Annotated in this window: 30 protein-coding genes; 5 read left to right on the top strand and 25 right to left on the bottom strand. The window is 67.8% G+C overall.

What is annotated here, in order from left to right:
• Positions 1–5 precede the first annotated feature (5 nt).
• Genes ACYQ2W_RS07955 through ACYQ2W_RS07905 form a run of 11 tightly spaced genes read right to left on the bottom strand, consistent with a single transcriptional unit; the run spans position 6 to position 6881 of the window.
• On the bottom strand, positions 6–374 hold the full coding sequence (locus ACYQ2W_RS07955; protein ID WP_459865042.1) for a hypothetical protein: 369 nt from the start codon (positions 372–374) through the stop codon (positions 6–8).
• 13 nt (positions 375–387) lie between these two features.
• Positions 388–606 (bottom strand): TIGR03758 family integrating conjugative element protein, encoded by a 219-nt coding sequence (locus ACYQ2W_RS07950; RefSeq protein ID WP_459865041.1) that lies wholly within the window; start codon positions 604–606, stop codon positions 388–390.
• Positions 603–887: an RAQPRD family integrative conjugative element protein gene (locus tag ACYQ2W_RS07945; protein WP_459865040.1), complete on the bottom strand. Its 285-nt coding sequence runs from the start codon at positions 885–887 to the stop codon at positions 603–605. The genes ACYQ2W_RS07950 and ACYQ2W_RS07945 overlap by 4 nt, the downstream gene beginning before the upstream one ends.
• Positions 884–1573, bottom strand: a complete 690-nt coding sequence (locus ACYQ2W_RS07940) for a TIGR03747 family integrating conjugative element membrane protein (protein ID WP_459865039.1) — start codon at positions 1571–1573, stop codon at positions 884–886. Before ACYQ2W_RS07940 ends, ACYQ2W_RS07945 begins: the two co-directional genes overlap by 4 nt.
• Entirely contained in the window at positions 1573–3789 is a 2217-nt protein-coding gene (traD, locus tag ACYQ2W_RS07935; RefSeq protein ID WP_459865038.1) for a type IV conjugative transfer system coupling protein TraD, read from the bottom strand. Before traD ends, ACYQ2W_RS07940 begins: the two co-directional genes overlap by 1 nt.
• Entirely contained in the window at positions 3786–4034 is a 249-nt protein-coding gene (locus ACYQ2W_RS07930; RefSeq protein ID WP_459865036.1) for a hypothetical protein, read from the bottom strand. The genes traD and ACYQ2W_RS07930 overlap by 4 nt, the downstream gene beginning before the upstream one ends.
• The gene (locus tag ACYQ2W_RS07925) at positions 4031–4477 is read right to left on the bottom strand and encodes a PFL_4695 family integrating conjugative element protein (RefSeq protein WP_459865035.1); all 447 of its coding nucleotides are present in this window, start codon (positions 4475–4477) and stop codon (positions 4031–4033) included. The genes ACYQ2W_RS07930 and ACYQ2W_RS07925 overlap by 4 nt, the downstream gene beginning before the upstream one ends.
• Positions 4477–4995 (bottom strand): transglycosylase SLT domain-containing protein, encoded by a 519-nt coding sequence (locus tag ACYQ2W_RS07920; protein WP_459865034.1) that lies wholly within the window; start codon positions 4993–4995, stop codon positions 4477–4479. Before ACYQ2W_RS07920 ends, ACYQ2W_RS07925 begins: the two co-directional genes overlap by 1 nt.
• The gene (locus ACYQ2W_RS07915) at positions 4992–5708 is read right to left on the bottom strand and encodes a hypothetical protein (RefSeq protein WP_459865033.1); all 717 of its coding nucleotides are present in this window, start codon (positions 5706–5708) and stop codon (positions 4992–4994) included. Before ACYQ2W_RS07915 ends, ACYQ2W_RS07920 begins: the two co-directional genes overlap by 4 nt.
• Positions 5698–6240 carry an OmpA family protein gene (locus ACYQ2W_RS07910; RefSeq protein WP_459865032.1) on the bottom strand — a complete coding sequence of 181 codons (543 nt, stop codon included), beginning with the start codon at positions 6238–6240 and terminating at the stop codon, positions 5698–5700. Before ACYQ2W_RS07910 ends, ACYQ2W_RS07915 begins: the two co-directional genes overlap by 11 nt.
• Positions 6237–6881: a hypothetical protein gene (locus tag ACYQ2W_RS07905; RefSeq protein WP_459865031.1), complete on the bottom strand. Its 645-nt coding sequence runs from the start codon at positions 6879–6881 to the stop codon at positions 6237–6239. The genes ACYQ2W_RS07910 and ACYQ2W_RS07905 overlap by 4 nt, the downstream gene beginning before the upstream one ends.
• Before the next feature lie 370 nt (positions 6882–7251).
• On the opposite strand from ACYQ2W_RS07905, the gene ACYQ2W_RS07900 reads away from it, so the two are divergent.
• The 5 genes from ACYQ2W_RS07900 to ACYQ2W_RS07880 all read left to right on the top strand — a co-directional run bounded on the left by ACYQ2W_RS07900 (position 7252) and on the right by ACYQ2W_RS07880 (position 12864).
• Positions 7252–7653 carry a hypothetical protein gene (locus ACYQ2W_RS07900; RefSeq protein WP_459865030.1) on the top strand — a complete coding sequence of 134 codons (402 nt, stop codon included), beginning with the start codon at positions 7252–7254 and terminating at the stop codon, positions 7651–7653.
• Between the two features lie 410 nt (positions 7654–8063).
• A complete protein-coding gene (locus ACYQ2W_RS07895) occupies positions 8064–8489 on the top strand; it encodes a hypothetical protein (RefSeq protein ID WP_459865029.1) in 426 nt (141 codons plus the stop codon).
• Positions 8489–8965 (top strand): AfsA-related hotdog domain-containing protein, encoded by a 477-nt coding sequence (locus tag ACYQ2W_RS07890; RefSeq protein WP_459865085.1) that lies wholly within the window; start codon positions 8489–8491, stop codon positions 8963–8965. The genes ACYQ2W_RS07895 and ACYQ2W_RS07890 overlap by 1 nt, the downstream gene beginning before the upstream one ends.
• Positions 8962–10254, top strand: coding sequence for an FAD-dependent oxidoreductase (locus ACYQ2W_RS07885; RefSeq protein WP_459865027.1), 1293 nt, complete (start codon positions 8962–8964; stop codon positions 10252–10254). Before ACYQ2W_RS07890 ends, ACYQ2W_RS07885 begins: the two co-directional genes overlap by 4 nt.
• A gap of 135 nt (positions 10255–10389) precedes the next feature.
• Positions 10390–12864: an ATP-binding response regulator gene (locus ACYQ2W_RS07880; RefSeq protein ID WP_459865024.1), complete on the top strand. Its 2475-nt coding sequence runs from the start codon at positions 10390–10392 to the stop codon at positions 12862–12864.
• A gap of 20 nt (positions 12865–12884) precedes the next feature.
• Here ACYQ2W_RS07880 and ACYQ2W_RS07875 read toward each other — a convergent pair whose 3' ends face one another.
• The 14 genes from ACYQ2W_RS07875 to pilL2 all read right to left on the bottom strand — a co-directional run bounded on the left by ACYQ2W_RS07875 (position 12885) and on the right by pilL2 (position 25155).
• Positions 12885–13205, bottom strand: coding sequence for a BrnA antitoxin family protein (locus ACYQ2W_RS07875; RefSeq protein WP_459865023.1), 321 nt, complete (start codon positions 13203–13205; stop codon positions 12885–12887).
• Complete coding sequence (locus tag ACYQ2W_RS07870) at positions 13192–13458, bottom strand: BrnT family toxin (protein WP_459865022.1); 267 nt, start codon at positions 13456–13458, stop codon at positions 13192–13194. The genes ACYQ2W_RS07875 and ACYQ2W_RS07870 overlap by 14 nt, the downstream gene beginning before the upstream one ends.
• A 99-nt stretch (positions 13459–13557) precedes the next feature.
• Positions 13558–14235, bottom strand: coding sequence for an Lcl C-terminal domain-containing protein (locus ACYQ2W_RS07865; protein ID WP_459865021.1), 678 nt, complete (start codon positions 14233–14235; stop codon positions 13558–13560).
• Positions 14236–14244: 9 nt separating this feature from the next.
• Entirely contained in the window at positions 14245–15069 is an 825-nt protein-coding gene (locus ACYQ2W_RS07860; RefSeq protein WP_459865020.1) for a hypothetical protein, read from the bottom strand.
• Positions 15066–15632, bottom strand: a complete 567-nt coding sequence (locus ACYQ2W_RS07855) for a hypothetical protein (RefSeq protein WP_459865019.1) — start codon at positions 15630–15632, stop codon at positions 15066–15068. The genes ACYQ2W_RS07860 and ACYQ2W_RS07855 overlap by 4 nt, the downstream gene beginning before the upstream one ends.
• Positions 15619–16161 (bottom strand): hypothetical protein, encoded by a 543-nt coding sequence (locus tag ACYQ2W_RS07850; RefSeq protein WP_459865018.1) that lies wholly within the window; start codon positions 16159–16161, stop codon positions 15619–15621. Before ACYQ2W_RS07850 ends, ACYQ2W_RS07855 begins: the two co-directional genes overlap by 14 nt.
• Positions 16158–17261, bottom strand: coding sequence for a hypothetical protein (locus ACYQ2W_RS07845; protein WP_459865016.1), 1104 nt, complete (start codon positions 17259–17261; stop codon positions 16158–16160). The genes ACYQ2W_RS07850 and ACYQ2W_RS07845 overlap by 4 nt, the downstream gene beginning before the upstream one ends.
• The gene (locus ACYQ2W_RS07840) at positions 17258–18331 is read right to left on the bottom strand and encodes a type II secretion system F family protein (protein WP_459865014.1); all 1074 of its coding nucleotides are present in this window, start codon (positions 18329–18331) and stop codon (positions 17258–17260) included. Before ACYQ2W_RS07840 ends, ACYQ2W_RS07845 begins: the two co-directional genes overlap by 4 nt.
• A complete protein-coding gene (locus tag ACYQ2W_RS07835; protein ID WP_459865012.1) occupies positions 18322–20217 on the bottom strand; it encodes a GspE/PulE family protein in 1896 nt (631 codons plus the stop codon). The genes ACYQ2W_RS07840 and ACYQ2W_RS07835 overlap by 10 nt, the downstream gene beginning before the upstream one ends.
• A gap of 3 nt (positions 20218–20220) precedes the next feature.
• Positions 20221–21018, bottom strand: a complete 798-nt coding sequence (locus ACYQ2W_RS07830) for a hypothetical protein (protein ID WP_459865011.1) — start codon at positions 21016–21018, stop codon at positions 20221–20223.
• Positions 21018–21623 carry a type II secretion system protein gene (locus ACYQ2W_RS07825; RefSeq protein WP_459865008.1) on the bottom strand — a complete coding sequence of 202 codons (606 nt, stop codon included), beginning with the start codon at positions 21621–21623 and terminating at the stop codon, positions 21018–21020. The genes ACYQ2W_RS07830 and ACYQ2W_RS07825 overlap by 1 nt, the downstream gene beginning before the upstream one ends.
• 25 nt (positions 21624–21648) lie before the next feature.
• Positions 21649–22659, bottom strand: a complete 1011-nt coding sequence (locus ACYQ2W_RS07820; protein ID WP_459865005.1) for a hypothetical protein — start codon at positions 22657–22659, stop codon at positions 21649–21651.
• Positions 22656–24419: a hypothetical protein gene (locus ACYQ2W_RS07815; RefSeq protein WP_459865003.1), complete on the bottom strand. Its 1764-nt coding sequence runs from the start codon at positions 24417–24419 to the stop codon at positions 22656–22658. Before ACYQ2W_RS07815 ends, ACYQ2W_RS07820 begins: the two co-directional genes overlap by 4 nt.
• Positions 24409–25155: a PFGI-1 class ICE element type IV pilus protein PilL2 gene (gene pilL2 / locus ACYQ2W_RS07810; protein WP_459865082.1), complete on the bottom strand. Its 747-nt coding sequence runs from the start codon at positions 25153–25155 to the stop codon at positions 24409–24411. The genes ACYQ2W_RS07815 and pilL2 overlap by 11 nt, the downstream gene beginning before the upstream one ends.
• Between the last annotated feature and the right edge of the window lie 470 nt (positions 25156–25625).

Below are 25625 nucleotides of genomic sequence, written 5' to 3'. Positions count from 1 at the left end.
GACCCCTAGGTGGTACCGGCCTGATCGTTGATGGCGTTCCAGCCGAGCAGGCCGAGGGTGGCGACCACCCCGATCACCACCACGCCACCGCCGAGGGTGACCGGAAAGCCGCTCCAGTCCTTACGCTCGACGGCGGTCTTGAACTCCTTGAAGAGATACCAGCCGACCCCGCCGCAGACCACCACCTCAATGACGATGATGCCGAACTGGAGGATCTCCTTGGAGAGCCACTTGGTGAGGCCGAGGGCGTCGCCGCTGGTCACCCCCTGGGCGGTGGGGGCGGTGATCAGCCCGGCGGCGGCCGGCTCGGCCAGCGCCAGGGCGAGCAGGCCGAGCTGGAGCAGCCGGGCGGCGAGGGGTAGATGCAGTCGCATAAGGAAGTCTCCGTTAGTTGAGCAGCCAGGCGAGGGTGAGGATGACGAACAGCGCCTTGGCGCCGCCCTTCACCGCGGCGGTGTCGGCGAGCCGCCCGGAGGCCCACAGCCCATAGTGGGCGGCGATCGCCCACATCCCCCAGAGCATCGCCAGCGCCCCCGCCACCGAGGCGATGAACAGATACAGGGTCTGGGGGGTGAAACCGGTGGTGGCGGTGAAGGCGTCGTTCATCGCAGGTAGGCCCCGTCGATCGCCTCCATGTGGGGCGGGATGCGGCGCTGGCGGGTGTCCTCGATGCCGCGGGTGATCAGCCGCAGCTCGTAGCGCAGCTTGTCGTAGTTGACCGCCTCGCGCAGACGCGGGTCGCGTTGCGCCTCGGCCTCGTCAATGAGCGGGGTGAGCGCCTCCAGCTCGTGCTGGAGCCGGGCGAGGGCGGCGCGTTCCCCCTCCCAGTCGGCATGGGCCGGCAGGAAGGGGAAGACGCAAAACAGGAGGGGAGCGAGTCGTCTCATAGGTACTTCTTGAAGGTGGCGGTGGTGACCTCGGTGGCCAGTCCGAAGAGCAGCATCGCCGGCAGGAAGATCCCGTTGGGGTGGATGGCGAAGGGCATGCCGAGGTAGAGCAGCCAGGCGGCGAACAGCGTGGGGAGGAGGAAGCGCTTGGCGTGGTGGTAGAGCCAGCCCGACTCGGTGCCGCCGCTCCACTTGCGCAGGTCGCGCCGCGCCAGCCCCTCGCAGGCGGAGACCGCGGCGACCAGCAGAAAGCCGGGGAGCGTGAGCACCGCGATGGCCAGCCGCACGCCGAAGAGCATCACCACGTAGGTGGCGGAGACCACGAAGTCGTTGGCCAGCGTCCCGCGCACCGCCTGGGCGGTGAGGCGCGCGAGATCGACGCCGAACCAGACGAAGAGCGCCCGATAGCACCCCAGCGCCGTGGCGGTGGCGAAGGCGACCGGATCGACCGCGGAGAGGCCGCGGGCGAAGTCGGCGTGGAGGTAGGCCACCTCCTGGCGGAACATCGCCTGGGCGTGTAGCTGGCCCCGCTCGGCGGGGTGGTCGGGCCACCAGAGCCACATGCCGAGCCACTCGATCAGCACCGAGAAGAGGAGCGCCACCAGCAGGGTGGAGAGCACGGCCATGAGCAGATTCAACGACCGCCCGAGCAGGCCGGGGCGGGGACGGCGTAGATCCTCGGCCATCACGCCGCCTCCTCGTCGGTTTCGCCGGTTCCATCTGCTCGATCCAAACCGTCCACCCCCTCAATCCCGTCCGGCATGGATCGGTAGGCCTCTCGCACCGCTTCCAAGTCGATGGAGGAACGAAACCGGTACCAGGAGCGGTCATCCCGCCCCCGATAGCGGGCCGCCATCTCCTCGGCGATCGCGTCCAGCTCCGCGGGCAGCCCGTCGTCGTCCACCACCGGCAGGGGCAGCCGTAGCTTGTGCAGCGCGCCGCCGTGGAGCAGCGCGAAGGCCTGCCCCTTGGGGAGCTGCACCAGGTGGTTGGGCTCCAGCATCGGCACCATCTGGGTGCTCATGCGCTCGGCGGTGCTGGAGGTGAAATCGGTGCCGGAGGCGGGGTCGGAGGAGTCGGTGGCCCCGGTCTGGAGCATCAGCGCGTTGATCTCCACCTGGGGCAGCCGGTCGGTGAGGTAGCGGGCGGTGGCCTCCTCCTGCACCCGCAGCATGATCAGGGTGTTGAAGTTGCCCTGCACCTGGCCGGCCATCGCCCGGTCACCCAGTTTCGCCTCGATGTCCGAGAGGGTCTGGGTGTAGGCGGTAACCAGGTAGCCGGCACCACCCGCCTTGTTGACCAGGGGCACGAACTCCTTGCCCATCAGCTCGTTCACCTCGTCGAAGTGGAGGCAGACGCGGCGGCTCGCTGCCCGAGCGCCGGGCAGGCCGTGCTCCACCCCCTCCTTGTAGATCTGCCCGGCGGTGGAGGTGAGGTCGGCGAGCATCGAGTTGCCCACCGCAGCGGCCACCTCCGGGTCGGAGAGGGCGTCGAGGCCGACGTAGACGATGCCGCCGGTGCGCAGCACCGTGGCCCAGTCGAAGATCGGGCGGGGATCGTCGAGGTCGCGGTAGTCGGGGCTGAGCAGCTCGACCACGTTGCCGCTGGTCATCTTCTCCAGGAAGGGGAGGAGCGAGGCGACCAGCTTGGAGAAGAACGCCTCGTCGTAGTCCCAGGTCTTGACCAGGCTGGCGGCCACGTCGTCGTAGACCGCGGGGTGGCGCTCCACCAGGGTGCGGTAGTAGTCGACCCGCGCGATGGAGGCGAGGTCCCGGCTCTGATACTTGCGGGGGACCACCTTGTCGCGGTCCTCCTTGTCGGCAAAGCGCGCCTTGAGCCGCTCCACCTCGGCGCGCCAGTCGCCCGCCTCCGGGGTGCGCTCGAAGAGATCGGCGAGGTAGTCCATCACCAGCGGCTCGACGTTCTCGCCGAAGCGCTTCAGCTGGAGGTAGTCCACCTTGCGCCCCAGAGCCTGGAGCGCCTTGGCGATGACGTTGACGTAGCGCCAGACGAACTCGCGGAAGGTGGCCGACTGGCCCTCGCCGGGAAGCTGGCCGGCGACGCGGGAGGGGACCTCGGTGATGCGCATGAACTGCCCCACCGGGTTGTAGCGGGCGCTGATCGCCGGATAGCCGAGGTGGAAGAGGTAGAGCTGCTCCTCGCGACCGGCGCGTTTGGCCTCGGCGTAGACCCGGCGCAGCAGGTCGGCATCCCCCTTGGGGTCCACCACGATGACGGTGTCGCCGCGGGCGATGTCTTGGGTGACCAGGATCTCCATCAGGCGGGTCTTGCCGACCCGCGTGGTGCCGAGGACCAGGGTGTGGCCGGCGCGCTCGCCGAGGCTCAGGGCGACGGATTCCTCGCCTTCCAGCAGGCCGACGCCGTGGAGGTGGGGGAGGCCGCCGACCTCGGGCAGGGGCGCCACCGGGTTGGGCAGGCCGAGCCAGCGCGGGGCTTCGAGTACGCCCGCGAGGGCGCCGCCGACCCAACCTTGTTGCTCCAGGTCGACCGCAAGCCGCCGTGCCGTGCGGTAGGGCCACGGCATCCGCAGATAGCGGTCGGCGCCGGGCCGGCCGCAGTCGGCGAGCCGCTGGGTGTGGCACTGGCGCCAGGCGAAGCCGCGGCCGAGGAAGAGGCGACGGCGGCTCACCGGCACCTGTGCGGCGGTGAGGGCGTAGCGGGGGAGAAGGCGCAGCCCCTGGTGGTAGCGGGTCACCCGCCGGCCGCGGTGCCACCAGTAGACCGCCTTGCCCACCAGCACCGTGGCCACGCCCCACGCCACCGGCGGCGCCATCATGAACAGATCGGGTGCCGCCGCCGCGAGCGTCGCCCCGAACAGCGCCGCCCCCGCCGGCAGGTACTCCACCGGCGGACGCAACAGGGCCTCGATCGGGTGGCTCATCCGTAGAGCTTCCGGAACAGGTAGCCCAGCACCGGCGCCGGCAGCGGCTCGCCGGTGAACCAGAGGCCGAGGTCGAAGTGGTAGCGGTAGGCGGTCGCCTCGGCGGCGTTGAGTTCGGCGAGCGCCGCCTTCATCGCCATAACCCACCGCGGAGTGAAGCGGGCGGCATCGGGACAGACCCGGTACTCCCAGGATTCCAGGAGGGCGAGGGGCGTCACGGGGGTGGAGAGGGCGACGGCGCTCATGGTTCGACTCCCTGGGCGGAGAGGAGGAGGGGGTAGCGGGTCAGGCCGTAGTGCCGGGCCAGCGCCGATGCGGGGGCCGGGGTGATCGGCAGGCCCTGGGCGGCGGACGCCACCGCCGCCAGGTCGGACACGGTGCGGGCCTCCACCAGCAGGCCGGTGGCGTGGAGGGCGTGGAGCCGGTGGCGGTGGCGGCGTAGCCACTGGAGGGAGCGAGGGTCGGAGCCGACCAGGAAGATGGGGCGAGTGATCTCCGGATGCGGCGTGGTGTTGCGCAACACGACACCAGGGCGCATCTCCGGCGTGTGCAAGGGGAGAATGGCCCGCGCCCAATCGAACTGGGCGTTAGCCGCAGGGGAGGGAGCCGAATCGGTGGGGAGCGATCGCGAGTAGTCCACCGCCAGGGTGGGTGTGCTCACCAGCGCCAGGAGCAGGAACCACCTCATCAGCCCCCCTCCCGAAGTGCCCGCAGCTCGGTGGTCACCTTGGCGAGATAGCGCGCCGCCTTGTCGGGGGAAGTGGCGTTGTAGCAGCCGATCCCCGCGCCCAGCGACCGCTTGCGCGCAATGCACTCGCGCAGCACGTCGGCCCCCGCCCGTAGATTGGCGTAGGGGTCCAGAGCCCGTTGGGGGTCGCCGCCAAAGCGGTGGCCGTTGTAGCGCCAATACACCTGCATCAGCCCCACCGCCACGCGGTCGGTGTGGGCGAGCGCTTGAACCAGTGCACGCAATGCCGCCTCGCGACTGGGAAAGAAGAGGCTCCGTCCCTCCACGTTGAGCGTCCACGGCCAGGGGCGCCGCCCGCCCGCCACCGGTCGCTGACTCTCCACCAGTGCCACCGAGTAGAGCAACTGCGCCGGCACGCCCCGCTCCGCGGCCACGGCGTGATAGGCAGGGGGAATCTCCGCCGTGGCGTGGACCACGGGAGCGAACAGCAGCGCCAGCAGGCCGAGGAACCGCTTCACGGCGCCGCCTCCAGTGCGGTGATCACGCCGTTGGGCGCCCTATAGAAGAAGGCTGGCGCGGTCCCGCCGAGTTTGGCGAGCTGACCGCCCTCGACGTTGAGGGTGATCGAACCGTTTGCGATCGCCGCCTCCAATCCCTCCACCTCCGCCGCCACATCGCGTGCCCACGCCCGCACCGCCTCCCCGCTACGATCGAGGAAGAAGAGATCGCAAGCGATCCCCTGCCCGGCGCGCTCCACCAGCCGGGGGAGCTTTTCACGGCAGGCGGGACAGTTTTTCGGGATGAAGAAGAGCAGCCGGCCACCGGGCGTCAGCGGCGGCGTCATGCGTCGAGCGGCGGTATCGGGATAGAGCCGCGCATGGGCCTCCTGGTAGAGCCGGTTGGCCTGAAGCAGCCGGTTCCAGTAGTCGGTCTCCTGCCGCGCCAGCCGCTCCGCATACCGCCGCTGCTCCGCCGGGTCGTCGCTCTCCATCAGCAGGGCAAGCAGCGGATCGACGTTGGGCAGACGCAGGCCGAGTGGCCCGCGAAGGAGGGAGCGATAGCGATGCCACTCCGCGGCATTCAGGCCCCACGCCTGAGCGCGGGTTGCGTCACTGGTCTCTGCGCGGGAAGCGCTGATCTCTGAGTGATCGACAGCGACATCCGCCGGGAGGGCGGAGGCAGGGAGCAATCCCCACGCCGCGAGCCAGATCGCCGGAAGACTACTTCGCATGATCGTCCCCCACGGTGATCTGCACGGCGCGGGCGAAGGTGTTGGTGACCCGCCCGAGGATTCGGATGTGGCTGGACGGAACCCCGACCGCCACCAGCGCCTCCCGTACTGCCACCGCCCGGCCGAAGGCGAGCCGGTCGCGAAACGCTGTATCACCCCAGTCGTCGGTCATGCCGTGCAGCACGATGGTCGGGGCGGAGCGGAGGACCTTCACCGCGGCGGCGACCGCTTTGCGGCCTTGAGGCCCCAGGTGCTGGCTGCCGGAGGCGAAGGGAATTCGAAATCCTTCCGACGAACCGGGAGACAATGAGGGTTCGTGACGGGAGGAAGGCGCCGCAACGGGGGACGCCAGATGATCCCGTGAAGACAGATCGACAACGCGCCAGCCGTGGGCGTCAAGCGTGGGGAGTGGTTCCTGGGCCGGCAGTCTTTCCGGCTCCTTGGTCGGTGCGACCAGGGCAGAAAGCTGGGCGGTGTCACAGCCGGAGAGGAGGAGTGATACCCCGAGGAGGAGCAGACCACGCGAATTCATCTCTCCACCCTCCCGGTTCGGCGGTGCGCTCCCTTGCGGAACGCCCACTCGCCGGTACCGGCGTCCACCGTTTCCAAGGTCCACCCCACCAAGGTCTCGCCGACCGACACCTGCAGCGGTCGGCCGGCATCCACCACCACGAACGGGATGTTGCCGAGGCGGCCGGTGCTGACCACCGAGAACGGCAACCGCGCCGGTTGGGCCTTCGGGGCGGAGAGCTTGGCGGTGAGGCGCTCAATCCGTTTGCGGACTTCCGCCAAACCGGTGCGGAGCGGCTCGAACGGATTCGCCTGCTCGGAGGCGTGAGTCAGCGCAGCAAGGTGCTGCTCGATGCCCTCCAGGCGCGCATCGATCCCGCGTAGCGCGGGATGAACCGGGCGCGCATCCAATTCGTCCGTGATCGCCACTGCCAATAGGTGGAGATCCAGGGTGGGTGGAATCGGAATGTCCTGGGATACGGTGGAAATGGGAGTGGGGGAAGGGGGCTCGTCCGGCTCCACCGCCTCGGTGGCGGTTCGCTGTTCCGTAGGGAGCGCCGCCGTGGCTCGCTCCTGCTCCAACAGCGGGACGGAGACCGGCGGGGCGGGGCGTTGTGCCTGCCACCAGATCACCCCCGCAAGCACTCCGAGGAACAGGATCACTGCAATTCCCGCCCACCACCGGCGCCGTGAACGCCGACGCGTTACACCGGCTTCCGGTGGGGCGTCGGTCTCGTCAATCGGAGGGCGGGATACGTCCGGATTTTCAACAGGCTCGTCCATCGGCATAGAAGACCAAATGCCCTGCCGGAGCAAAACGACTTCAAGCGACGAGAGATCGGCCTTCCCGCGGAGAGACGGCGCGAGTTAGCCTCCTTTACCCAATGAAAATGAAGGGTTAAGAAAGCCACACCCGGTGTATCAAACAATTCGTACGTCCATGTAATCTTTCGCGGACAGACTTGGCGCGGCTACCGCGGTAGGATTCAGGTATGCATCGAGACCCATGGAGATTCTTATGGAGGAGAGGGCAGTGAAATCCAGCATTCGCGACGAAACGACCACGGAGACGACGAACGACGAAACCTACACCCGCCTGTGGCATGTGAGCGCCCAGTTTGTTCACGACATCCGCACCCCCTTGCTCTGCAACCTCGCCGGCGGCAGCGTCGCGCAGCGGCACTGGAGCGGCCTGCGCGAGGCCTACGAACTGGCGGTCGAGCACGGCCTTGTAGAGCGGCAGCTCTCACCAAGACTATTGGACGACCTCGGCGGAGTCATCGACGACTTGGTGAAGGAGACGGAGGTCGGGCGGGCACTGGTCGAACGCTACTGGAAGGAGGTCCAGAATACGCTCCCGATTCCGGAACAGCCGTGGAAGGGCAACGGTGGTCTCGCCTTCCGTGAGATTCGTGGCGAGCTTGAAGGTAGGTGATGAACAGGGTTTCGTGGATGCGACGGAGACAGAAACGCAAAAGCGGGGCTCATCTCATGTCGGTATGACCACTACTTCTCGTGCGCGGAAAATGTCGATTCCAATATGTGAATTTAAATATTTTATTTTTTGTGTTCTCCACGTCGGTTTCGATGAGCAAGGCGGACAATGAATCAGCACCTGCCTTATCATCGCTCCCCGTCATGTCATCGAGACATGGCTCGACCCGGCAGTGGACGGCCAGGGCGACGCCCTGGGCCAGCGGGACGGTGTTGGGCACACCGATCCCGCCTGCACGGGCTGTGTCCGGTGTCCCTTCCTCTCCCGCTTTGCGCCTTCGGGCTGTGCTCCTCCAATTTAGTGCCGATCCACTGCTTTTCTTTCTATGAAAAGCGAGGAGACGACACTCCATGTTGCATCAAACTTCCCCTTCGACGATGGCCGTTGACGGTGGTGGCAGCCTGCCGCCCTACGTGCTCGCGTTCAGCGACGATCGAGAACTGTCCAAACCTGGATACCAAACCCTGGTAAGGGTCCGCGACGGCGCCGAGATGGCGAACCTTGCCGGCCTGCTGGGCGATTCGTGCGAGATCGCGCTATCCAAACCCTATATCCGCCGGCAATCGGCGCGGTCGGAAGAGGCGCGGCAGCTCATTGAGCATCCGCCTCGTCTCTCCTTCCCGCTGGATATCGAGGCCCTGCGAGAGATCCTGCGTCGCTTGCCGCTCGCGCTGAACGCCCTGGTCGGCACCGGCTTGGCGCTGGATGACAGTGATTCGTTGCCCGACCCCATCGATCGACGTTACGTGCATAAAAAAAGACTGCCAACGTCTTAATCTCCCATCCCGTCCCTATCGGCCCCCTGTGGCACTTCAACCTGCTCGGCCACTCCGGCGAGCTCCACTTCGATCATGACTCCGACCACGTCCAGGGGATGCTCATCCTGGAGGCGGTTCGCCAGGCTTCCATTGCGACCTCGCACCTGAGTGGCTTTCCCGATGAGGGGGCGCTGACGCTCGCCGCGTACGATATGCGGTTCTTCAGTTTCGCCAACAAAGGGGTGCCGGTGACGATTCGCACCTTCACATCGCAGTTCTCCTGCGAAGGGGCGCGAGACCAGAACGTCGCATTCATTGCCGACGTCTTCCAATGGGGTAAGCCGGTAGCCGATGCCTCCATCGGTGCCTTTGCCTTTGGCCACCGGCCAGCCTACACCCGACAGCGGGAGCGCAGCTCGCGCATCGCTGAACGCAACCGCCGACTTTTTCATGACAGCCTCTACGGCATGGCCGTGAAGGAGGTGCGGTCATGAAATCGATCGCCATTGTAGGTGCGGGGATTTCCGGGGTCGCCGCGGCCCACTATGCCCAGCGGAGCGGTTGGGATGTCGATCTCTATGAGGCGCAGTCCCAGATTGGGGGCCGCATCGGATGCACGAAACTGCTGGGACGCGACGTCGAATTCGGCGGCAAGAATATCGGCCTGCGCTATCGGCGTTTTCGCGAGTTCGCTGCTGATGTGGGAGGCATCTCGTTCGAGGAGTTCGGGTTCAACAGCTCGCGAGAAGTGGACGGGCGTGTGGCGCGTCTCAACAAGGATGGCTCGATTCTGCGCACCGTGCTTCAGCTCCACCGTCTCTGCGGCAGTCGCGGCCTGTTGCAGCTGTTGCCGCACTCCGCCGCGATCCTGCTGAACCGAGATCAGGGCTTTCTCAATACCCCCTTCTTCAATGCCCTCGGTAGGAGGGGGGACGGGGTACCGCTCTCAGCCCATTTTTCTTCCCGCTGCGTGAATCATTTCATCCGCACGCTCACGGTACGAATGAATGCGGCAGAACCGGAGGAGTGTTACCTCGGGAATTTTGGCTCCAACCTCGGTTTGGCGTTGGATCGTTACCAGCAGGTCGATGGCGGTATGGGTAAGTTGTTGTTCAGCTTCCAGCGACACACCGATCGGGTGCATTGCCTAACCGATCGTCACGTCGTGGAGGTGGTCCGTCGAGGAAACGAGACCATGGTGAGCAGTCGTGGGGAAGAGGGGGAGTGGCAACGGGGCTATGACCATGTGGTGATCGCGTTGTCCGCTCCTCACGCGGCGCGACTGCTTGCGGAGAGTGCCCCGCAGGTGGCTGTGCCACTCGGCCGGGTACGTTACTTCCCGGTGGCGGTTGCGGTCGCCCGCTACGGGGAACCGGTATTCACCCCGAAACGCCGCGCCATGGTATTTGGCCCGGAGTCTCCGCTGAGCAATGCGGGGGCCTACGGTATTCACGACCTGGATCTGGTGCGCTACACCTTCAGCGGCCAGACGGCACGCCAAGTCATCCGTGCCGATACCGCTGGCGAGTTTGCGATGGAGCTGGCCGAAAAGCAGCTTCTACCGCACTTTCCCGCCGTTGCCGCTGGGTGTCGGGATTTCGCATACCGCTACATACCCACCGGCCTGTGCGCCTATTCCGCTCACCACGCGGCGTTGTTGGACGAGATTTGTCGGACGATGCCCGAGGGGATTTCCCTCGTCGGTGACTACTGGAGGGGGGCGTCCATCGAGGCGTGTTTCCGGGCATCCGAGGAGGTGTTAGGTAGGCTGTCCAAAGCCTGAAGATCCCACCAGGAACACCGTATCGGCTGATGCGGTTTGGTAAAAGAGGGTGGAGTGTGCGTGAGCACTCCACCCTCACAAATTGTGGTAGCATTGACCCGCAACGCGACCGTTGATCAACAGGGACACGGAGAGATGGTGGAGTATCTGAAACGGGCCTTCGCGGAAGGGAGCCAAGTTACGAAATTCAATCTGACGACCGCGGCTTTCGTCGGTTCCACTGCGCATTTTCTCTTCTACTTCTTATTCAAGTACCAGTTTGGGTTGGCCGAGAACGCTTACCTGCGGATGATTGCCGTAGTCCTTTGTGTCTCGCTTTTCTTCGTTCATCGACTACCCGAGAAGGTAAGATCCTATCTTCCCTATTATTGGCACTTCTGCATCATTTTCATCTTGCCTTTCATCTTCACGGTGAACTTGCTGATTACCGATTTTCACGAGCTGTGGCGGTATTGGGCCATTTTCATGGTCTGTGTGGTGGTGGTCTACGTTCCCAATATCTTGATGATCCTGATCGACTTGAGCATTGGCATCTGTTCCGCAATCGCGTTCTTCGTGCTGACGACACCCGAAGTCAATCTTCATCCCAACTTCAATGTTCCCCTTTTCTCCATCGTCATCATCTTCACCACGTTCACGATATTTTTGTTCAGTCACTACGCCATGCGTGGTGCGCAGGAGATCGAACGCGCCGGTGTAATGCGCGCCCTCGCTGCCTCCATCGCCCACGAGATGCGCAACCCCCTCGCCCAGCTCAATCTGAGCCTGGACCATATCGCCCAACGTCTCCCGAAGTACTACCCCGATCAGCAGCCGGCACCCATCAGCGAACGGGAACTGGAGGACATCTACCGGCAGGTGGCCCAAGGGCGGATGGCCGCCACTCGCGGAGCGCAGGTCATCGACATGCTCCTCGACGAGGTGAACGACAAACCCATCGATACGGCCGGCTTCGAAGTCCTCTCCGCCGCGCAAGTGACCCGGCGGGCGCTGGATGAGTACGGCTACGAATCATTGACGGAGCGGGAGTCCCTGGCCTTACAGCTCGAACAGGATTTTACTTTTCGCGGTGACGAGACACTTCTGGTATTCGTTCTATTCAATCTCTTGAAGAACGCTCTCTACTACCTGAGTGCAAGTCGCGATGGGCGTATCCAAATCACGCTTCACTCGGACACGGAAGGAAACCGGATTGTTTTTCGCGACAATGGCCCCGGAATCAAGCCGGAGACGCTGAAACACCTCTTCGACCCCTTTTACACCCGAGGCAAGAAGCGGGGGACGGGACTTGGGCTGGCTTACTGCAAGCGGGTCATGGAATCCTTCGGCGGCGGCATTCGTTGCGCCTCGGATCCGGGGCATTTCACCGAATTCACTCTGACGTTCCCCAAGGCTGCATCCGGTAAGACGCGAGTGGCTGGAGATGCTTGCCCTCTTCCCAGGGATGCGCGGTTTGCCGGTCGGCGCCTGCTGGTGGTGGACGACGACTCCCTGCAACGAAACACCGCCGCGGAACGGTTGCGAGCGCTGGGGGCCGAAGTGGTGGAGGCTGGCAACGGCCGTGAGGCGGTGGACCAGTTGCGGGGACAGTCGTTCGACGTGGTGCTTATGGATCTCCTCATGCCGGTCATGAACGGCTACGAGGCCGCTGAAACGATCCGATCCGGCGAGGCTGGTGAAGCGGCGCGCAGAGTGCCGATCATCGCCTGCACGTCGGAGCCGGAATATCTTGCCCGCACCCGAATCGAGCGGATCGGAATGCAAGGACTGTTGAACAAGCCGTGCAGCGAGGCCCGACTGATCCACGGAATTGTCCCCCTATTCGACTTCCAGGTACCGCTGCTGGACTCGTTGCACTCGCCGATGAAATCACCTGACGACGGGGGCCATGAAGAGCAGAAGACCCTGCTCGTGGTAGACGACTCCTCATCGATGCGCCGAAGCCTGGAACTCTTCCTGACGGGGGAGGGTTTCAAGGTGCTCCAAGCGGGTGAAGGACAGGAAGCGCTGGAGGTGATGCGGGATCACCCCTGTGACCTGGTGATCACCGACATGAATATGCCCGGCATGGACGGATTCGAACTGGCAAGACGAATCCGCGCCGATGATGCGATCTCCTTCTTGCCGATTATGGGCTTGAGTGGCTTCAGCGATAGGGGTCTTGCACAGACGGCTCGCGAAGCGGGCATCGACGCCTACTTAGGCAAAGGTGCAGACTTCGGGGAGATGGTGGACCTTATCCGCTCACTGCTCTCTTCTCGTATCGGCGACGAGACGTCTTTCGCCGGATTCGATCCCAACCTGACCGCGACAGCCCTGAGGATACCGCGGGCTGCGCTGAAGGCGCACTTGGAAGGCATCCCGTTGGAATACTGCAGCCACCCGCAACAGTTGCGCAAGGCACTTGTTGAGGAAGATTGGGAACGTCTGAGGTTGCTTGCCCATAAGCTGGTCGGACTGGCCAAACTGATCCGGTTCCCGGCGCTTGCTGCATTGGCGGAAGGGGTGGAAACGCAAGCGCGGGAAGAGCGGGGTGAAGGGATGGAGGCGGTTGTCGAACAGCTTTGCACGATGTTGAGTGGTCTGATTCGCGATATTGGGAATCTATAGAGTGGCGCCTATCCCGCGTGTTAGTCGTGCTCCCGGATGTACTCCCGTAGAGCCTCGTCAACCCGGCTCTGCCACCCCTTGCCGGTGGCGCGGAAGTGCTCCACCACATCAGGAGAGAGGCGGATAGTAATCCGCTCCTTGGTGGGGGCCTTCTGTGGGCCGCGATGGCGGATGCCGCCCCGCCGATGGGCCTCGACCACGGCCGGATGGATCTCGGTGGCGGGGCGCATCCGGGTCAGGGCCTCGTCCTCCAGCGGCGGGTTGTTCGGGTCCGTCTCGGCGGCGTGGGTAATCGCACGGTCCTCCGCCTCGGTGGGGGGGATGAGCTTACGTTTCGGCATAGCGGTTGAACTCCCGGCGGTTGGCCTTGCGCAGGCTGATGATTCGGAGGGTCTCCCCGCGCACGGTGTAGACCATGACGTAGAGCCGGTTGCCGATGGGGCCGAGGGCGGTGAAGCGGGGCTCACCGTAGTCCCGGCGGGTGTCCGGGTCGATCAGCGCCGCGTCCCACTCGAAGGCTTCCGCCTCGTGGAAATCGACACCGTGTTTGTCCCGGTTGGCGACGGCCTTCGCGTCGTCCCATTCGTATTCCATGGTTTAATTGTATGCACGATCAAGTGAGCGATCCAGTGGCTCGGCCGCGGTGAGGCGATGAGCTACCGACGTTTGGGGGGGGGGGACCGAATTCCGCCGTCACCCCCGCACGCACCGCACTTTCTTCCCATAGTTCCGCCCCTCATGCCAGGTTCTGCCGTCGGCGACGTTCCCCTGCATGTTCATGTTGTCCAGAGTGGTGTAGACCTCGGTGGAGGACCAGTAGCTGCCCGACATCCCCAGAACTCCGGCCACGTTGAACAGCGCCAGCAACTGGCTGTTGGCGGGGAGGTACCAGTCACTGTGGCCGTGGGCGGTGAGGTGGTGGCAGTAGCGCTGGGCCTCCATGTGGATCGGGTCGCAATAGGGGGCGCCGCCGAGGGCGGTTTCGGTGTTGGCGCGGCCGTCGGTGTCGGAGTTGGCGCCGGTATCGGCGTCCGACTGGTGGTAGCCGGCGGTGCCGCAGCCGCTCGCATAGAGGCCGGGGGCGTCGCTGGCGGAGGCGATGAGACCGCCGCCGATGTAGAAGCTTCCATCCGGCAAATAGGTACCGGGGAGGATGGTGGGGTCGCCGCCACTGCCGGGTAGCCAGCGATAGACCGGGAAGCCCAGAGCGTCGTTGACGTCACACACCCACTCGGCGCTGCCTTCCCATTTCACTTGGTAGAGGGTTGAAGCCTCGCAGGCGGTACCGGGCGGGAGGTAGGCGGTGCCGGCGGGGGTGGCGGCAATGGAGGCATTCGCGACAACAAGCAGTGGCAGGGCGAAGTGGCGCATGGGGTCTCCTCATCGGCGGCGCATGCAGATCGTGGTGTGGAGGAAGGAGCGGTAATCGCCCCGCAGGGCGCCGGTGGCGAAATCGACGCCCTCGGCGTAGTACTGGTTGGTCCACAGCTTGGAGTGCCAGACGAGGTTGCCCGAGGTGGCCAATGCGGCGATCCGGTCGCGGTGGGCATAGACCACCTGAAGCTGGGTAGGGGCAGGCAGGAACCAGTCGCTGTGGCCGTGGGCGGTGAGGTGGTAGCAGTAGTCCGAGGCGTTGAACAGCCCCTGGCAGCCGCTGACGCTGCCCGACAGGAAGGCGGTGTTGGCCAGACCGTCGCTGCGGAGATTGGGGGCGGGGCCGTCATCGACGTAGTTGCCGCCGCCAAACCAGGTTCCCTGGCAGCCGAAGGGCTGCTGGGCGGTGTCGAGCGCCACGGCGTAGGTGGCATCGATGACGATGGTCCCGTCGAGCTGTACCCACTGGTAACCGCCGTTGGCGAAGTGGCAGAGCTGCTGGCCATCGGTGCGTTGCCACCGGAGCTGGTTCTCGGTGGTGCTGTCGCAGGGGGTGTCGGGCGGGAGGAGCTGAAACACGCCGCCGCTGGAGGGCGGGGCGGCCCGCACGATGAGCGGCGGCTGGATGGCGGTGGCCTGGGTCGGCGCGCCGCTGCCGGTGGGATCGGTGAGGGTGGAGAAGCCGCTGCCGAGGTCATCCTGGAGGGTGACCGCGCCGTTGTAGGCGCCGCTGCCGTAGGCGTCCCAGGCCCACTCCCCGGCAGCGGCCGGCCGGGCCGCGGCGAGGGCGAGGGGGATACCCAACAGGGTCAGGAAACGAAGCCGCTTCATCGCCGGGGGACCACCACAATTCGATCTTCCACGGTCACCCGCAGGCTCTTTGGGGTGATGCCCTGCAAGCGGGGGATCACCCACCGCTCGCGGTTCTCGGTCGGCACCGGGAAGGGGAGTGGTTCGCCCCAGGCGACGAAGTGCTGGTTGATCACCGCGCCGCGGGCGGAGAGGGCCTGGAGGGTGAGGTTGTCGCGGAGCAGGGTTGCGTAGTCGACGGGCGCGGTTGGCGGTGCGGGCGGCGCGACTACCGGTGTGGGCGCGGGACGGCGTATCGAAGCTGGCGGAGGGATCAGCAACTGGTCGAGGTCGGTGGCGCTGCCCGAGGCCGGATTCTCCACGGCATCGGCCGCAGCCCGGCGCAGCAGGGGTAGCGCCCGCGGGGCGGTGTTGGGTGCCGGTACCGCCTCCGGCTGAAAGCGCTCCACCGGCTGACCGGCCAATCGTGCCTGAACCCCGTCCAGGCCGTTGTGGAGCTGCCACAGCAGCAGCGCCAGCAGCGGTAGGCGGACACGGGGCGCTTGGAGCAGAGAACTCAGACGGGAGCGGTCAATCCGCATCATCGCTCTCCCGCACGACCAAGCAAAGATCATCGAGCCGCAGCACCGGTTTCCCGTCGCGAAGCGCCAGGGTGACCCCGCCGATGCGTAGGTCGGGACGGGCGGTCAGCGCCGTCAGCGCCGCCAGGGCCTCGGAGGCGGAGCGGACACCCGCCTCCAACCCGGTGGTCCCTGCGGTGCGCACGCACAGGCGGGAGACCCCCAAGGCGACTCCTTGGTCTGTTTCAGGGTGGACCCCGGCTACCGCGAGGGTGTCGGGATCGACGGTGAGCCCCTCGATGCGCAACGCCCGGTGGAGCCCGGCCAGGTCACGGATTGCCGCGCTGGAGGGGAAGGTCGCACGCCAGCGTCCCGCCACCGGGGCGAGTTCATCGCGCTGGGCCTGCCAACGGGCGACCGCCGCGGTCTCCCGGCGTTGCTGGGCGGTCTTTTTCGCGAGCAGCGACCAGCCCTGCACGGCTGCCAGGAGCAGCAGTAGGGCGGCGATGCCGGCAGCTACGGTGTTCAGCCGGGAGCGATCGACGGGGATCATGGGCGTCGTCCCTCCAGGTGAAAGATCCGGTAGGGGCGGGGCTCGCCGCGCACCGGGAGGGTGAGGTCGCGATGGCGGTCGAGGGTCAGCTCCCAGCCGCCGAGGGCCAGCGCCTGGAGGATGCCCGCGCCCTGCTTCAGGCCGGAGGCCTCTCGCCGGGGCAGGGCCAGCTCCAGTTCCAGCGCCGCCTCGCCGAGAGTGGGCTGGGCCGCCAGATGGACGGAGCGGAGGATGGCGCCATCGAGCCGGGCGGTGGCGGCGAGGATCGGCCCGAGGGCCGACAGCCCTTGGTTGGTCTCGCCGCTCGAATCCAGGTAGCGGCGCATCGCCAGCAGGCGATCGAGGCTCACCGCGAGGGCGGCGGCGCCAACCCGTTGGGCGCGGAACTGGGTGACGGCCGCCTGATAGCGCCACTGGCCGATGCCGAGGGCCGCGGCATAGGCCACTACCCCCAGCACGATCAGCAGCAGGGGGAGCGTATGACGCCGCCCCTGCGGACGCCGGGCGCGCAAGGGACCGTATTTGATCCGCGCCAGGGGCGCCTCGCCGACGTGCTCGATGCCCGCCAACGGCGGGAGGGGGGAAGCCGTCACCACCTGCCAGCCGTCGCCGGGGAGGGTGGCACGTACGGCCTCGATGTGATCAGCCAACGCCCGCTCGAACCGGTCGTCGGAACGGGGCGGCAGCATCGCTTCCTGGCATTGGAACAGCGCCCCATCCCGAAAGGCATACGCCTCGATGTTGCTCTCCCCGTGGTTGGGGGCGAAGCCGGCGACCAGCAGGGTGGGGGATCGTTGGGACATTCCCCAACGGAGATAGCCATCCACCGCCAGCGCCACACGACGGTGGCCCGCGACCGCGGCGACCGCCTCGTTCCGCAACCAGACGGCCAGCGGCGCACCTCGCGCCACCTGCCGATCCCGCTGCTGGACAAAGCCGGGGCCGGGATCGCTCCCGTCGCGGTCCACTAGCACCAGATCCCCGCAGAGCAGCAGCGGGCGGCCCGCCTCCAGCGCCCCGCAATCCGCCACCGTGCCCACGACCTGCGGCTCAACGACCTTTCGGCGGGTGCGGCCGGGAAACGAGGGAAGCCGGCTCATGTCCCCCTCCCCATCGCCTGCCCGAGCGCCCCGAACTGGAGCGCATAGATGGCAAGAAAGAGCAGCCCCACCAGCCCGGCGGCAAAGAGCATCGCCACCAGTTGCAGCCCGGCAAAGAGCCGCTCGACGATCCGCGTGCCGCCCTCGATCAGCCGCGGCGCCACCTCGGTGAGGTGACGGTCGAGCCGCCCGGTTTGGTGGGCGAGCGCGAAGGCGTGGACCAGATAGAAGGGCCACGCCCGGCGGGGATCGTCCGGCGCGGTGCGCTCCGGGTCGGCGGCCCCCTCCAACCCGAGCCGCTCCACCTCGCCGGCCATCCGTTCGACCCCGGCGCGCAGGGCCGGCGGAAGGGTCTCGGCGGAGAGCCGCAGCATCCGCGGCAGCTCGAAACCGCCGGTGGCGTGGAGCAGGGCCAACTGGTAGGCCCACAGGCCGAAGTGGAGCTGGCGCAGGCCGGGGCCGACCAGGGGCCAGCCCACCACCAGTCCGACCAGCTCGCCGCGAAAGGCGGGATCGCGCAGGCGGCCAGCGAGCCACAGGCCGCCGACCACCAAGCCGGCGGCGGCCGGCCACCCCCACTGGAGGAGCAGGGCGTGGACCTCGCCGCTCAGTTGCGCGATCCCGGAGTCCGTCGCGCCCACGCCGCGGGCGATGCGCGGGATCACCCACAGCAGGATGAGGAGCCCCGAGGCACAAGCGGCGGCGACAATCCCGGCGGGGTAGGCGAGGCGCCACGCCATGCGGGTGATCCGCCGGCCCTGGACCAGCCGTTCGCGGATGCGCCGGCACACCTCGGGCAGGCGGCCGGCGTGCTCGCCCGCCTCGACCGCGGCGACCAGCGGCGCCGGCCACCAGCCGGAGAGCTGGGCGGCCAGGGACGAGCCGGCGCGCAGTCCCTCGGCGATGGCGCCCCACTGGTCGGCGTGGCGCCGCGAGGCGAGGCGGGGGAGGTTGGCCACCGCCGCGGCGAGCGGCACCCCCGCCTCCAACTGCTCGGCGAGCGCCCCGGCGGCCTCCTCGATCTCGTGGCCGCTGGCTGGCCTGACCGTTTTGATGGGGTTCAGGCCCATAACGCCTCCCAGGCGATCACCCCCTCGGCGATCAGCGCAAAGGCGCTCTCGAAGAGGTTCAGCGAGCGCAGTTCCCCCAACGCCAAGCGCTCCACCGGATCGTCACTGAGCAGCAGGCGGCGCACCGCCGGGGTGACCCGCAGCACCTCGGCCAGCGCGGCGCGGCCGGTATAGCCGTGGATGCACGCCGCGCACCCCGCGCCGGCCACGCCGACCTGTGCGGGGAGCGTCACCGACGCGGGATCGACGCCCCGCTCCTCCGCGGTACTTTCCCAATCAGAGCGATCAGCTTCAGTCAGAGGCCGCAACGTCCGGCAATCGGGACAGAGGCGCGGCACCAGCCGCTGCGCCACCAGCAACCGCAGGGCGTTCGCGAGCGGAAAGCGTTGCTCGGGCGTCACCATCAGCATCAGCCGCTGGGCGCCGTCCACGGTGTCGTTGGCGTGGAGGGTGGTGGCCACCAGGTGGCCGGTGATCGCCGCGTGGCCCGCGGTCTCGGCGGTGATCCGGTCGCGCACCTCGCCGATGCCGATGATGTCGGGGTCATGGCGCATCAGGGCGCGCAGGCCGATCGGGTAGGCCTCCGCCCCCAGGTGGGCCGGCACCGAGAACTGGCGGATGCCGGGGAGCACCTCCTCCACCGGGTCCTCCAGGGCGATGATCTTGCGGGTGCCGCCGTGGTGGGCATCCAGCTCGCCGAGGAGCGTGCGCAGGGTGGTGGACTTGCCGCTGTTGGTGCCGCCGACCACGCAGACGATGCCGTCGCGCTGGTGGCCGACCAGGTGGCGCAGCGCCGCCTCGGCCTCGGCGGGGAGATGCAGGCCCGCCAGGCGGTGCGCCTCGCGGCCACGGGTGCGCCGGGGCACCAGGCGCAGGCTCGCGCTGATCAGCTCCCGCGCGTCACCCGGCAGCGAGCGGGGGAGGAAGGAGCCGCGGATGTGGGTCTCGCTGGAGAGGCCCTGGTAGTAGATCTCGCCGTCGGCCGGTTGCAGCAGCCGGCCGCCGCGGGCGTTGGCCCCGGCGCGGGCGAGGAGGAAGCCGCGGATCTCGTCGTAGCGCTCGGCCGAGAGCCGCGGCACCGCCTCCAGGGGGCGGAGCAGACCGGCGATGCGGCAACGCACCTCGGCGCTGCCGTCGGCGAGCGGCCAGATGTCCAGGTCGTCGGCGCCCAGCGCAAGCGCCGCGTCGAGCAGCCGGGAGAGGAGGCGCTGGGCGTCGCCCGTCGCCTCGGCGGCGCGCCAGATGCGCGCCTGCATCACCCCGTCGCCGGTGGTCGTCCCCTCCGCCTCGTCGCCGGCCTGGCGGGTGACCGTGATCCAGGGGCGGGCGCCCACCGCCCAGTGGAGCGCCTCGTGGCGCCCGGCCAGGGCCGAGCGGAGCGGATCGCGGCGGCGGGCGAGGCGGCCGAGCTGCTGGAAGCCCTCCAGCCGCTCGATCTCGGCGAAGACCAGCAGGGCCGCCCCCTCGCCGATTTGCAGCAGTACCGCATCAAGTTCGTCGCAGCGCCGGGCGACCGCCGGCTCCTCCATCAGGGGGTGACGGTACAGCCCTTCCACGGTCCCGGTGAGGTAGGGGAGACGGCGGTGGAGGGCAAGGAGGCGCTGCATGCCCTCGCGCACGGCGGGGAGGCGTTCGGCGAGCCAGGCGAGGGTGCGGAGGTGGGTGGGCTTCTCGCGGAGCAGACGCTCCTTGGTTACCTCGTCGCACAGGCCGAGGTGGACGGCGGCCTCTCCACTGCGCAGGCCGCGGATCGACAGGGCGTCGCGGGCGATGGCGAGCAGCGATTCGGGCGGTTCCGGCCAGCCCCAGGATTGGACCAGGGCCTCCGGGGTCTGGGTAAAGAGCGGGGTGGGGGCGGTCTCGGTTTCGGTTTCGGTCGCAGCCATGGCTCAACGCTCCACGGCGAGGCGGGCGGCGACGCGGATCGGGGTGCCGGTGACACTCAGCAGATCGGTGCGGGCCACCAGGTAGAGGACGCGGAGCGCGCCCTCGTCGCGCAGGTTGACGGTGATGGGATGGCCCTGGCGATTGTGCAAATCGTCACAGCCGAGGGGGAGGCCATCCCAAAGGTGGATGCCGGTGCAGCCGGAGGCCGTACCGCTGTAGCCGGCCAAGGCGGGGAGGGTGGCAACGCCGCCCACCGCGACCCCGGTGGGAAACTCACCGTGGGCGGTGTGGTAGTCGGCGATCCGCCGCAGCGGGGCGGTGAGGGCGAGGCGCTGCTCGGCGAGTTCGGTCGGCGCGTCGGCGCGGCTTTCGCCTCGCCACCAGTGGGCGTCATCGCCGCCGCACCAGTCGGTCGCCGTGGTGAAGGTGCCATCCCCGCAGGTGTTGCCTGAGAGAAAGGCGGAAGCGTCGTTCCCCTTCGTCGGGTCGAGCGCATAGACCCCCGCCCGCTCGAACCGCCATACGCCATCGGAGAGACCACCGGCGACGGCGTAGCGAACCGCCTCGGGATCGACGTAGCGCAACTGCGTCGCATCCGCCGTGGCCATCAGCACCGCGAGCGAGGCGGGATAGGAACCGTTCGCTTGGCGATACGCCTCCACCGCACTGGCCACACGACGCACCTCGACCGCCCGCGCCGCCGCCTCGTCGTGCGCGGCCGCCGCATGCAGCGCCGATACCTGCCCCTGGGCGACCGCGGTGAAGAACACCGCCAGACTGGCCAGCAGCAGCGCCAGCATCAGATCGGGAACTCCAGGGTGAGGGTATGGAAGCCGCCCAAGTCATTGCTGTGTTGCACCGGCCCGGAGGTGACGCTGGTGCCACTGGCGAAGGGGGCCTCCGAGTGGGCCGCCCAGATCAGCTTGACGATGCGGGTCGGCACGTTGCTCAGCGCCACCTGGGCGGTGAAGGCGTCGGGGGTTGTCAGCGTCACCGGGTAGCCCTCCAGGGTGTAGGCCCCCGCCGAACTGCCGGCCACCGGGTCGGTGGTGGTCACCAGCGCGGTGGTCAGCGGGGCGAAGCCGCCGGTCTCGTAGCGGTCGCGGTAGGCGTCGGAGACCATCGGGCGGCCCTGGACCAGCACGTCGAGCATCGTGTTGTTGGCCGCCGGCACTGGGGATGCGGAGGCGACCTTGGTGGTGCGGAACTCCTGGGCCATCAGCGAATGGGTCGAGGCCAGCTTGGCGGCGACGGTATAGATCTTTTGCGCCGAGGCCTTGTCGATCATGCCGACCAGCGTCGGCGCGGCCAGGGCGCCGAGGATGCCGATCACCGTGACCACGGCGACCAGCTCGATCAGGGTGAAGCCGCGGCGGCGGCACGGAAGAGGAATATGGCGCTTCACAGGGATGCTCCTATGGTTCGGGAACTCAGATGGGGAAGAGGAGGTTGCTGCCCGGCGCGCCGGGGGCGCTGCCGAGGGAGAGGGCGCGGTACAGGCGGAGCGCCGCGGCGTGGGGCGGCTGGTCGGCGGTGGAGCCGTCGCTCGCCGCCGGGTCGTAGTCGCGGCAGTAGGCGATAGCGCCACCCCAGGCGGTGACGGCGAACTCCCCCCGGGCGAGGCCCACCTGCTGGATCACGTTGACGTTGCCGGCGGCGAGGTCGTACCAGCCGTCGTGACACCCCTCGTTGGTCACCGGGTTGGCCCCCGAGAGGTGGGGTGCGCCGGCGCCGTTGGGGCTTGGATAGTGGTTGGTGGGATCGCCCGCCGCGGCGGCGAGCCGCCCGGCCTGGGCGAACTCGGCCAGCGCCCGGCGCAGCCCGCCGATCCGGCGCAGGGTCTCGGCGAGCATCCGCTTCTGCTGGGGCAGGGTGGAGACGAAGACCGGCAGAAAATCGCTTCCGGTCACCGTCCAGGCGGTGTGGTTGGCGGCGGTCAACGCGGGGGAGTCGCCGGGGAGCCCCCCGTTGCAGGGCGACGCCTGGGGGCAGGCGGTCTGGTGGATCGCCGCGAAGTCGTAAGTGAGGGTGGCCAGCGGCCCCGACTGGAAGAAGACCGGCACGTTGGCGGTGAGCCCGCTGACCCGCTGATAGACCCGCACATTGGCCGAGGCCGAGCCGTCGTGGTTGACGAGGACGGTGTTGAGGCCGGTCGCCCGCAGGTGCTGCGCGAGCGCGGTATTGGCGGGGTCGAGCAGGGCGGAGTGAGCAGCACCGCCGCTGTAGGGGGCGGGGAAGGTGCCGAGCGGCGTCTCCTGCCGGGCGTAGGCGAGGAGCGCCGAGGCGATCCGCTCGTGGTCGCGGCGGATCGTCGCCCGGTAGGCCTGCTCCTGCGCCGCGCTGAGGCTGGTGATCGCCGAGAAGACCAGCGGGGTGAGGAGGGTGACCAGCAGCAGCGCCACCACCATCTCCATCAGGGTGAAACCGGAAACGCCCCTCACGAGGCGCCGCCCTTGGGACTCACCCGCACCTGGAGGGCGAAGAAGTAGGTGGCGTGGCGCCCGGAGGTCGAATGGCGGCCGGTGAGCCAGGCGAACGGGCCGTCGAGGGTGCCGGGTAGGCCCGAGGCGGAGGTGCGCGTCTCCCGTTCGCTCTGGCCGCCGAGCACGATCAGGTCGCCGTCGCGCAGCAGCACCTCGCCGGTCACCGTCTGGCGGCCCACCAGGGGGATGGTGGTGCGCACCGTGCGCCCGCCGTCGCCGGAGAGGAACTGGTCCAGCTCCAGGCTGCCGGTCTGCACCCGCTGGTCCAGCTCGATCTGCGCCCGCACCAGCCCGGTGGTGGGGTCCCAGCGGGGATTGACCCGCAACTGGGTGCCCAGCTCCACCGGCACCAGGTTGTTCTGGGTGCCGACGGCGGCGCCGCTGTCGCTGCCGTTGGTGGTCTGGGCGACGTTGAGGTAGTAGGTGGTGCGCAGCTTGGAGAAGCGCCCCGGCACGCCCGAGGTGGTAGCCACCAGGGGGCGCTGGAGGATGGTCACCTCGCCCGCCTCCTCCAGGAAGGCGGAGAAGAGCTGGAGCGCCGAGTGGTCCCCCTGGTAGGCGAGGCCCGCGGCGGTGGCGGGGAGGGAGTCAGTACCCTCCAGCGGCAGACCGCTGGAGGGGAGGCGGAGGGTAACGCCGCCGAGGACGTTGTTGATCACACCGAAGCCGTAGCGGCCGCCCGCCCAACTGGTGATCGCCTGCAGGTCGATACCGGCGTCGTTGCCCTGCTCCTCGGAGAGCAGGATCACCCGCCCCTCGAAGGTGATCATGGTGTTGTATTGGGCCTGGACGCGGGTGAAATAGGCGTCCAGCTCGTCGAGCAGCCAGCGGGGGGCCTGGACCCACACCGCGCCGGTCTCCGGGTTGACCGAGAAGCGGCCGACCCGCTGGTCGTCGAAGAGGCAGTCGGCCTCGGCTGTGGGTGCAGGAGCAGAAGGTGGGGGAGACATCCCCGAAGAGGGCGGCAGTCCGAAGGCGGTGCCCATCGCCACCGGATCGGTGGCCGACGCGGCGCACGGCGTAAGGCGGGTGAGACGCTGCTCCAGCTCCTCGCGGAAGGAAGTCCACACGTCGTCATGGGCGGTGATGGCGTTGCCGCCCCCATCACTCCCCTCCGAAGTGGTCGAGGCATTGGCAGTCGCCCCCGTTGCTCCGGCCGCCGCGCTCGCGTCACCGGTAGATGACGTGGAAGAAGACGCCCCGCCCGCATTCCACGACGCGGTGCGATTCCCCAGGTTCAGGGTCCAGGTCCGCGCCGGTAGCGGCACGACCTCCACCACGCGGCGGACATCATCAATCCGGTAGTCGAGTCCCATCCCGCCGAGCAGCACCCGCAGGGCGGTCTCCGCATCGACCTGGGCAACGCCGAGCCCGGCGTAGGTGAAGTGCTTCATCGGCAGGGTGGAGGTGAGGGTAATTCCCTCGGCCCGCAGCATCCGCATTACCGCCTCGCCGCCGATCGGCGCCTGAACCCGCAGGTCGCCCACCTGAATGCGGTGGAGCCAGCGGTGGGGCGCCTCCTCCGGCTTCGGAGCAGCGGCGGGCACGTAGGGCACTCCCTCGACCACCTCGTGATTGCTCACCGCCGGGAGGGCGGAGGGCTCGGCTCGTAACTGGGCCAGGGCATCGGCGGGCGGGGCATCCGAGGGAATCTGCGGTGCTACGCAACCGGCCATCAGCAGCGGGACCAGCACCGGGAGGGCGAGGCTACGGCGCATGGACCACCTCCCTTTGGCAGGTCGTGCCCGGCGGCACGACCCGCAGCGTCTGATTGACGGGGTAGATGCAGAGCTTGAGGGGGTAGCCTCGGGCCAGTTCGGCGGACAACGCGGTGACGTCGGCACCATGAACCCCGTAGGCGTGACGGACCCGGAAGTCGGTACCCTCGGGCAGCTCCCAGACCGGCTCGGCCCACTGGTGCTCCGCGGCAAGGCGGACAAGGTTGTCGCGGAAGGAGCCTTCACGCACCGTCCAGACCTGGGGAACGGAAGTAACCTCCGACGCAGGAATCGGATCAGGAGCGGGCGGAGTGGATGCCTCGACGTTATCCGGCGTCGAGGACTCAACTGCCTCCACAGTTCCGCCGGACTCGGAAATCAGCTCCGCATAGCCCTCCACCGGCTCGAACGAGATCAGCCGGTGCACCGGGTCTACCACCGGCCGATAGGCGGGCGCCACCAGCATGGCCACCGCCTGATCGAGCCGAATCCGGCGGACGGAATGGTGGGGCGCCGGCACCGGCAGCGTCAGCAACCGCCCCATGGCCCCGTCGGCCCGAATGTCCCGCGGCAGCCGATAGCCCGCAGGACGGAGCAATAACGTGAGGGCCTCCCCGATATCCCGCACCGACGAGGCAGGAAGTGAAAGATCGACGACCGCCCCAAGCGGATCGATCTGCTCGGCGGTCGGCAAGGGACGCACCTCGAAGTAGCGCGCCGCGGCCGGTGCCGCCACCAAGGGCGTCACCAGCGAAATAAAAAGAAGCCAGCCCGTACAGGCGGGGCGGACTGGCCGGGCAAAGGCCCGTAGGGGTTCCGAAGACATGGCCCCAGGAGACCAAAACCGCGCCACGGGCGGAACGCATCCAAACGCCGAGTTCTCGGCAATGCGGTTTCACGCGAAGGAGAGGAAAACGGAACGGGCGGAGAAGGGCGGAAGGGGAACGGCGCCTGCCGAAAGGGCCGTCCCGCGCCTATAATGGCGCGGGACGATTAAGGGCCAACGGCAAGGGGAGAGGCGAAGGGAACAGGGGTATCAACGGGAAGGAAATGAAAGGGGGAACGGGCCGTTGGAAATTGGACCAACTTTTTCCCAATAATATTTGATGGAATTCTCCGTCGCTCCCAACGCACCCATAGGACGTGCGCATGAATTGGATGAAAATAAACCAATCGTTTGGTTGTAAAAAAGGGGGCCAGCTGTTC

It is taken from the genome of Endothiovibrio diazotrophicus, assembly GCF_054657215.1.
This window is presented reverse-complemented; position numbering and strand designations above follow the sequence as displayed.

Excerpts from the sequence above, each read along its gene's own strand:
- ACYQ2W_RS07955 (WP_459865042.1), bottom strand. The coding sequence starts at position 374 with ATGCGACTGCATCTACCCCTCGCCGCCCGGCTGCTCCAGCTCGGCCTG.
- ACYQ2W_RS07950 (WP_459865041.1), bottom strand. The coding sequence starts at position 606 with ATGAACGACGCCTTCACCGCCACCACCGGTTTCACCCCCCAGACCCTG.
- ACYQ2W_RS07945 (WP_459865040.1), bottom strand. The coding sequence starts at position 887 with ATGAGACGACTCGCTCCCCTCCTGTTTTGCGTCTTCCCCTTCCTGCCG.
- ACYQ2W_RS07940 (WP_459865039.1), bottom strand. The coding sequence starts at position 1,573 with ATGGCCGAGGATCTACGCCGTCCCCGCCCCGGCCTGCTCGGGCGGTCG.
- traD (WP_459865038.1), bottom strand. The coding sequence starts at position 3,789 with ATGAGCCACCCGATCGAGGCCCTGTTGCGTCCGCCGGTGGAGTACCTG.
- ACYQ2W_RS07930 (WP_459865036.1), bottom strand. The coding sequence starts at position 4,034 with ATGAGCGCCGTCGCCCTCTCCACCCCCGTGACGCCCCTCGCCCTCCTG.
- ACYQ2W_RS07925 (WP_459865035.1), bottom strand. The coding sequence starts at position 4,477 with ATGAGGTGGTTCCTGCTCCTGGCGCTGGTGAGCACACCCACCCTGGCG.
- ACYQ2W_RS07915 (WP_459865033.1), bottom strand. The coding sequence starts at position 5,708 with ATGCGAAGTAGTCTTCCGGCGATCTGGCTCGCGGCGTGGGGATTGCTC.
- ACYQ2W_RS07910 (WP_459865032.1), bottom strand. The coding sequence starts at position 6,240 with ATGAATTCGCGTGGTCTGCTCCTCCTCGGGGTATCACTCCTCCTCTCC.
- ACYQ2W_RS07895 (WP_459865029.1), top strand. The coding sequence starts at position 8,064 with ATGTTGCATCAAACTTCCCCTTCGACGATGGCCGTTGACGGTGGTGGC.
- ACYQ2W_RS07885 (WP_459865027.1), top strand. The coding sequence starts at position 8,962 with ATGAAATCGATCGCCATTGTAGGTGCGGGGATTTCCGGGGTCGCCGCG.
- ACYQ2W_RS07880 (WP_459865024.1), top strand. The coding sequence starts at position 10,390 with ATGGTGGAGTATCTGAAACGGGCCTTCGCGGAAGGGAGCCAAGTTACG.
- ACYQ2W_RS07875 (WP_459865023.1), bottom strand. The coding sequence starts at position 13,205 with ATGCCGAAACGTAAGCTCATCCCCCCCACCGAGGCGGAGGACCGTGCG.
- ACYQ2W_RS07870 (WP_459865022.1), bottom strand. The coding sequence starts at position 13,458 with ATGGAATACGAATGGGACGACGCGAAGGCCGTCGCCAACCGGGACAAA.
- ACYQ2W_RS07865 (WP_459865021.1), bottom strand. The coding sequence starts at position 14,235 with ATGCGCCACTTCGCCCTGCCACTGCTTGTTGTCGCGAATGCCTCCATT.
- ACYQ2W_RS07860 (WP_459865020.1), bottom strand. The coding sequence starts at position 15,069 with ATGAAGCGGCTTCGTTTCCTGACCCTGTTGGGTATCCCCCTCGCCCTC.
- ACYQ2W_RS07855 (WP_459865019.1), bottom strand. The coding sequence starts at position 15,632 with ATGATGCGGATTGACCGCTCCCGTCTGAGTTCTCTGCTCCAAGCGCCC.
- ACYQ2W_RS07850 (WP_459865018.1), bottom strand. The coding sequence starts at position 16,161 with ATGATCCCCGTCGATCGCTCCCGGCTGAACACCGTAGCTGCCGGCATC.
- ACYQ2W_RS07845 (WP_459865016.1), bottom strand. The coding sequence starts at position 17,261 with ATGAGCCGGCTTCCCTCGTTTCCCGGCCGCACCCGCCGAAAGGTCGTT.
- ACYQ2W_RS07840 (WP_459865014.1), bottom strand. The coding sequence starts at position 18,331 with ATGGGCCTGAACCCCATCAAAACGGTCAGGCCAGCCAGCGGCCACGAG.
- ACYQ2W_RS07835 (WP_459865012.1), bottom strand. The coding sequence starts at position 20,217 with ATGGCTGCGACCGAAACCGAAACCGAGACCGCCCCCACCCCGCTCTTT.
- ACYQ2W_RS07830 (WP_459865011.1), bottom strand. The coding sequence starts at position 21,018 with ATGCTGGCGCTGCTGCTGGCCAGTCTGGCGGTGTTCTTCACCGCGGTC.
- ACYQ2W_RS07815 (WP_459865003.1), bottom strand. The coding sequence starts at position 24,419 with ATGCGCCGTAGCCTCGCCCTCCCGGTGCTGGTCCCGCTGCTGATGGCC.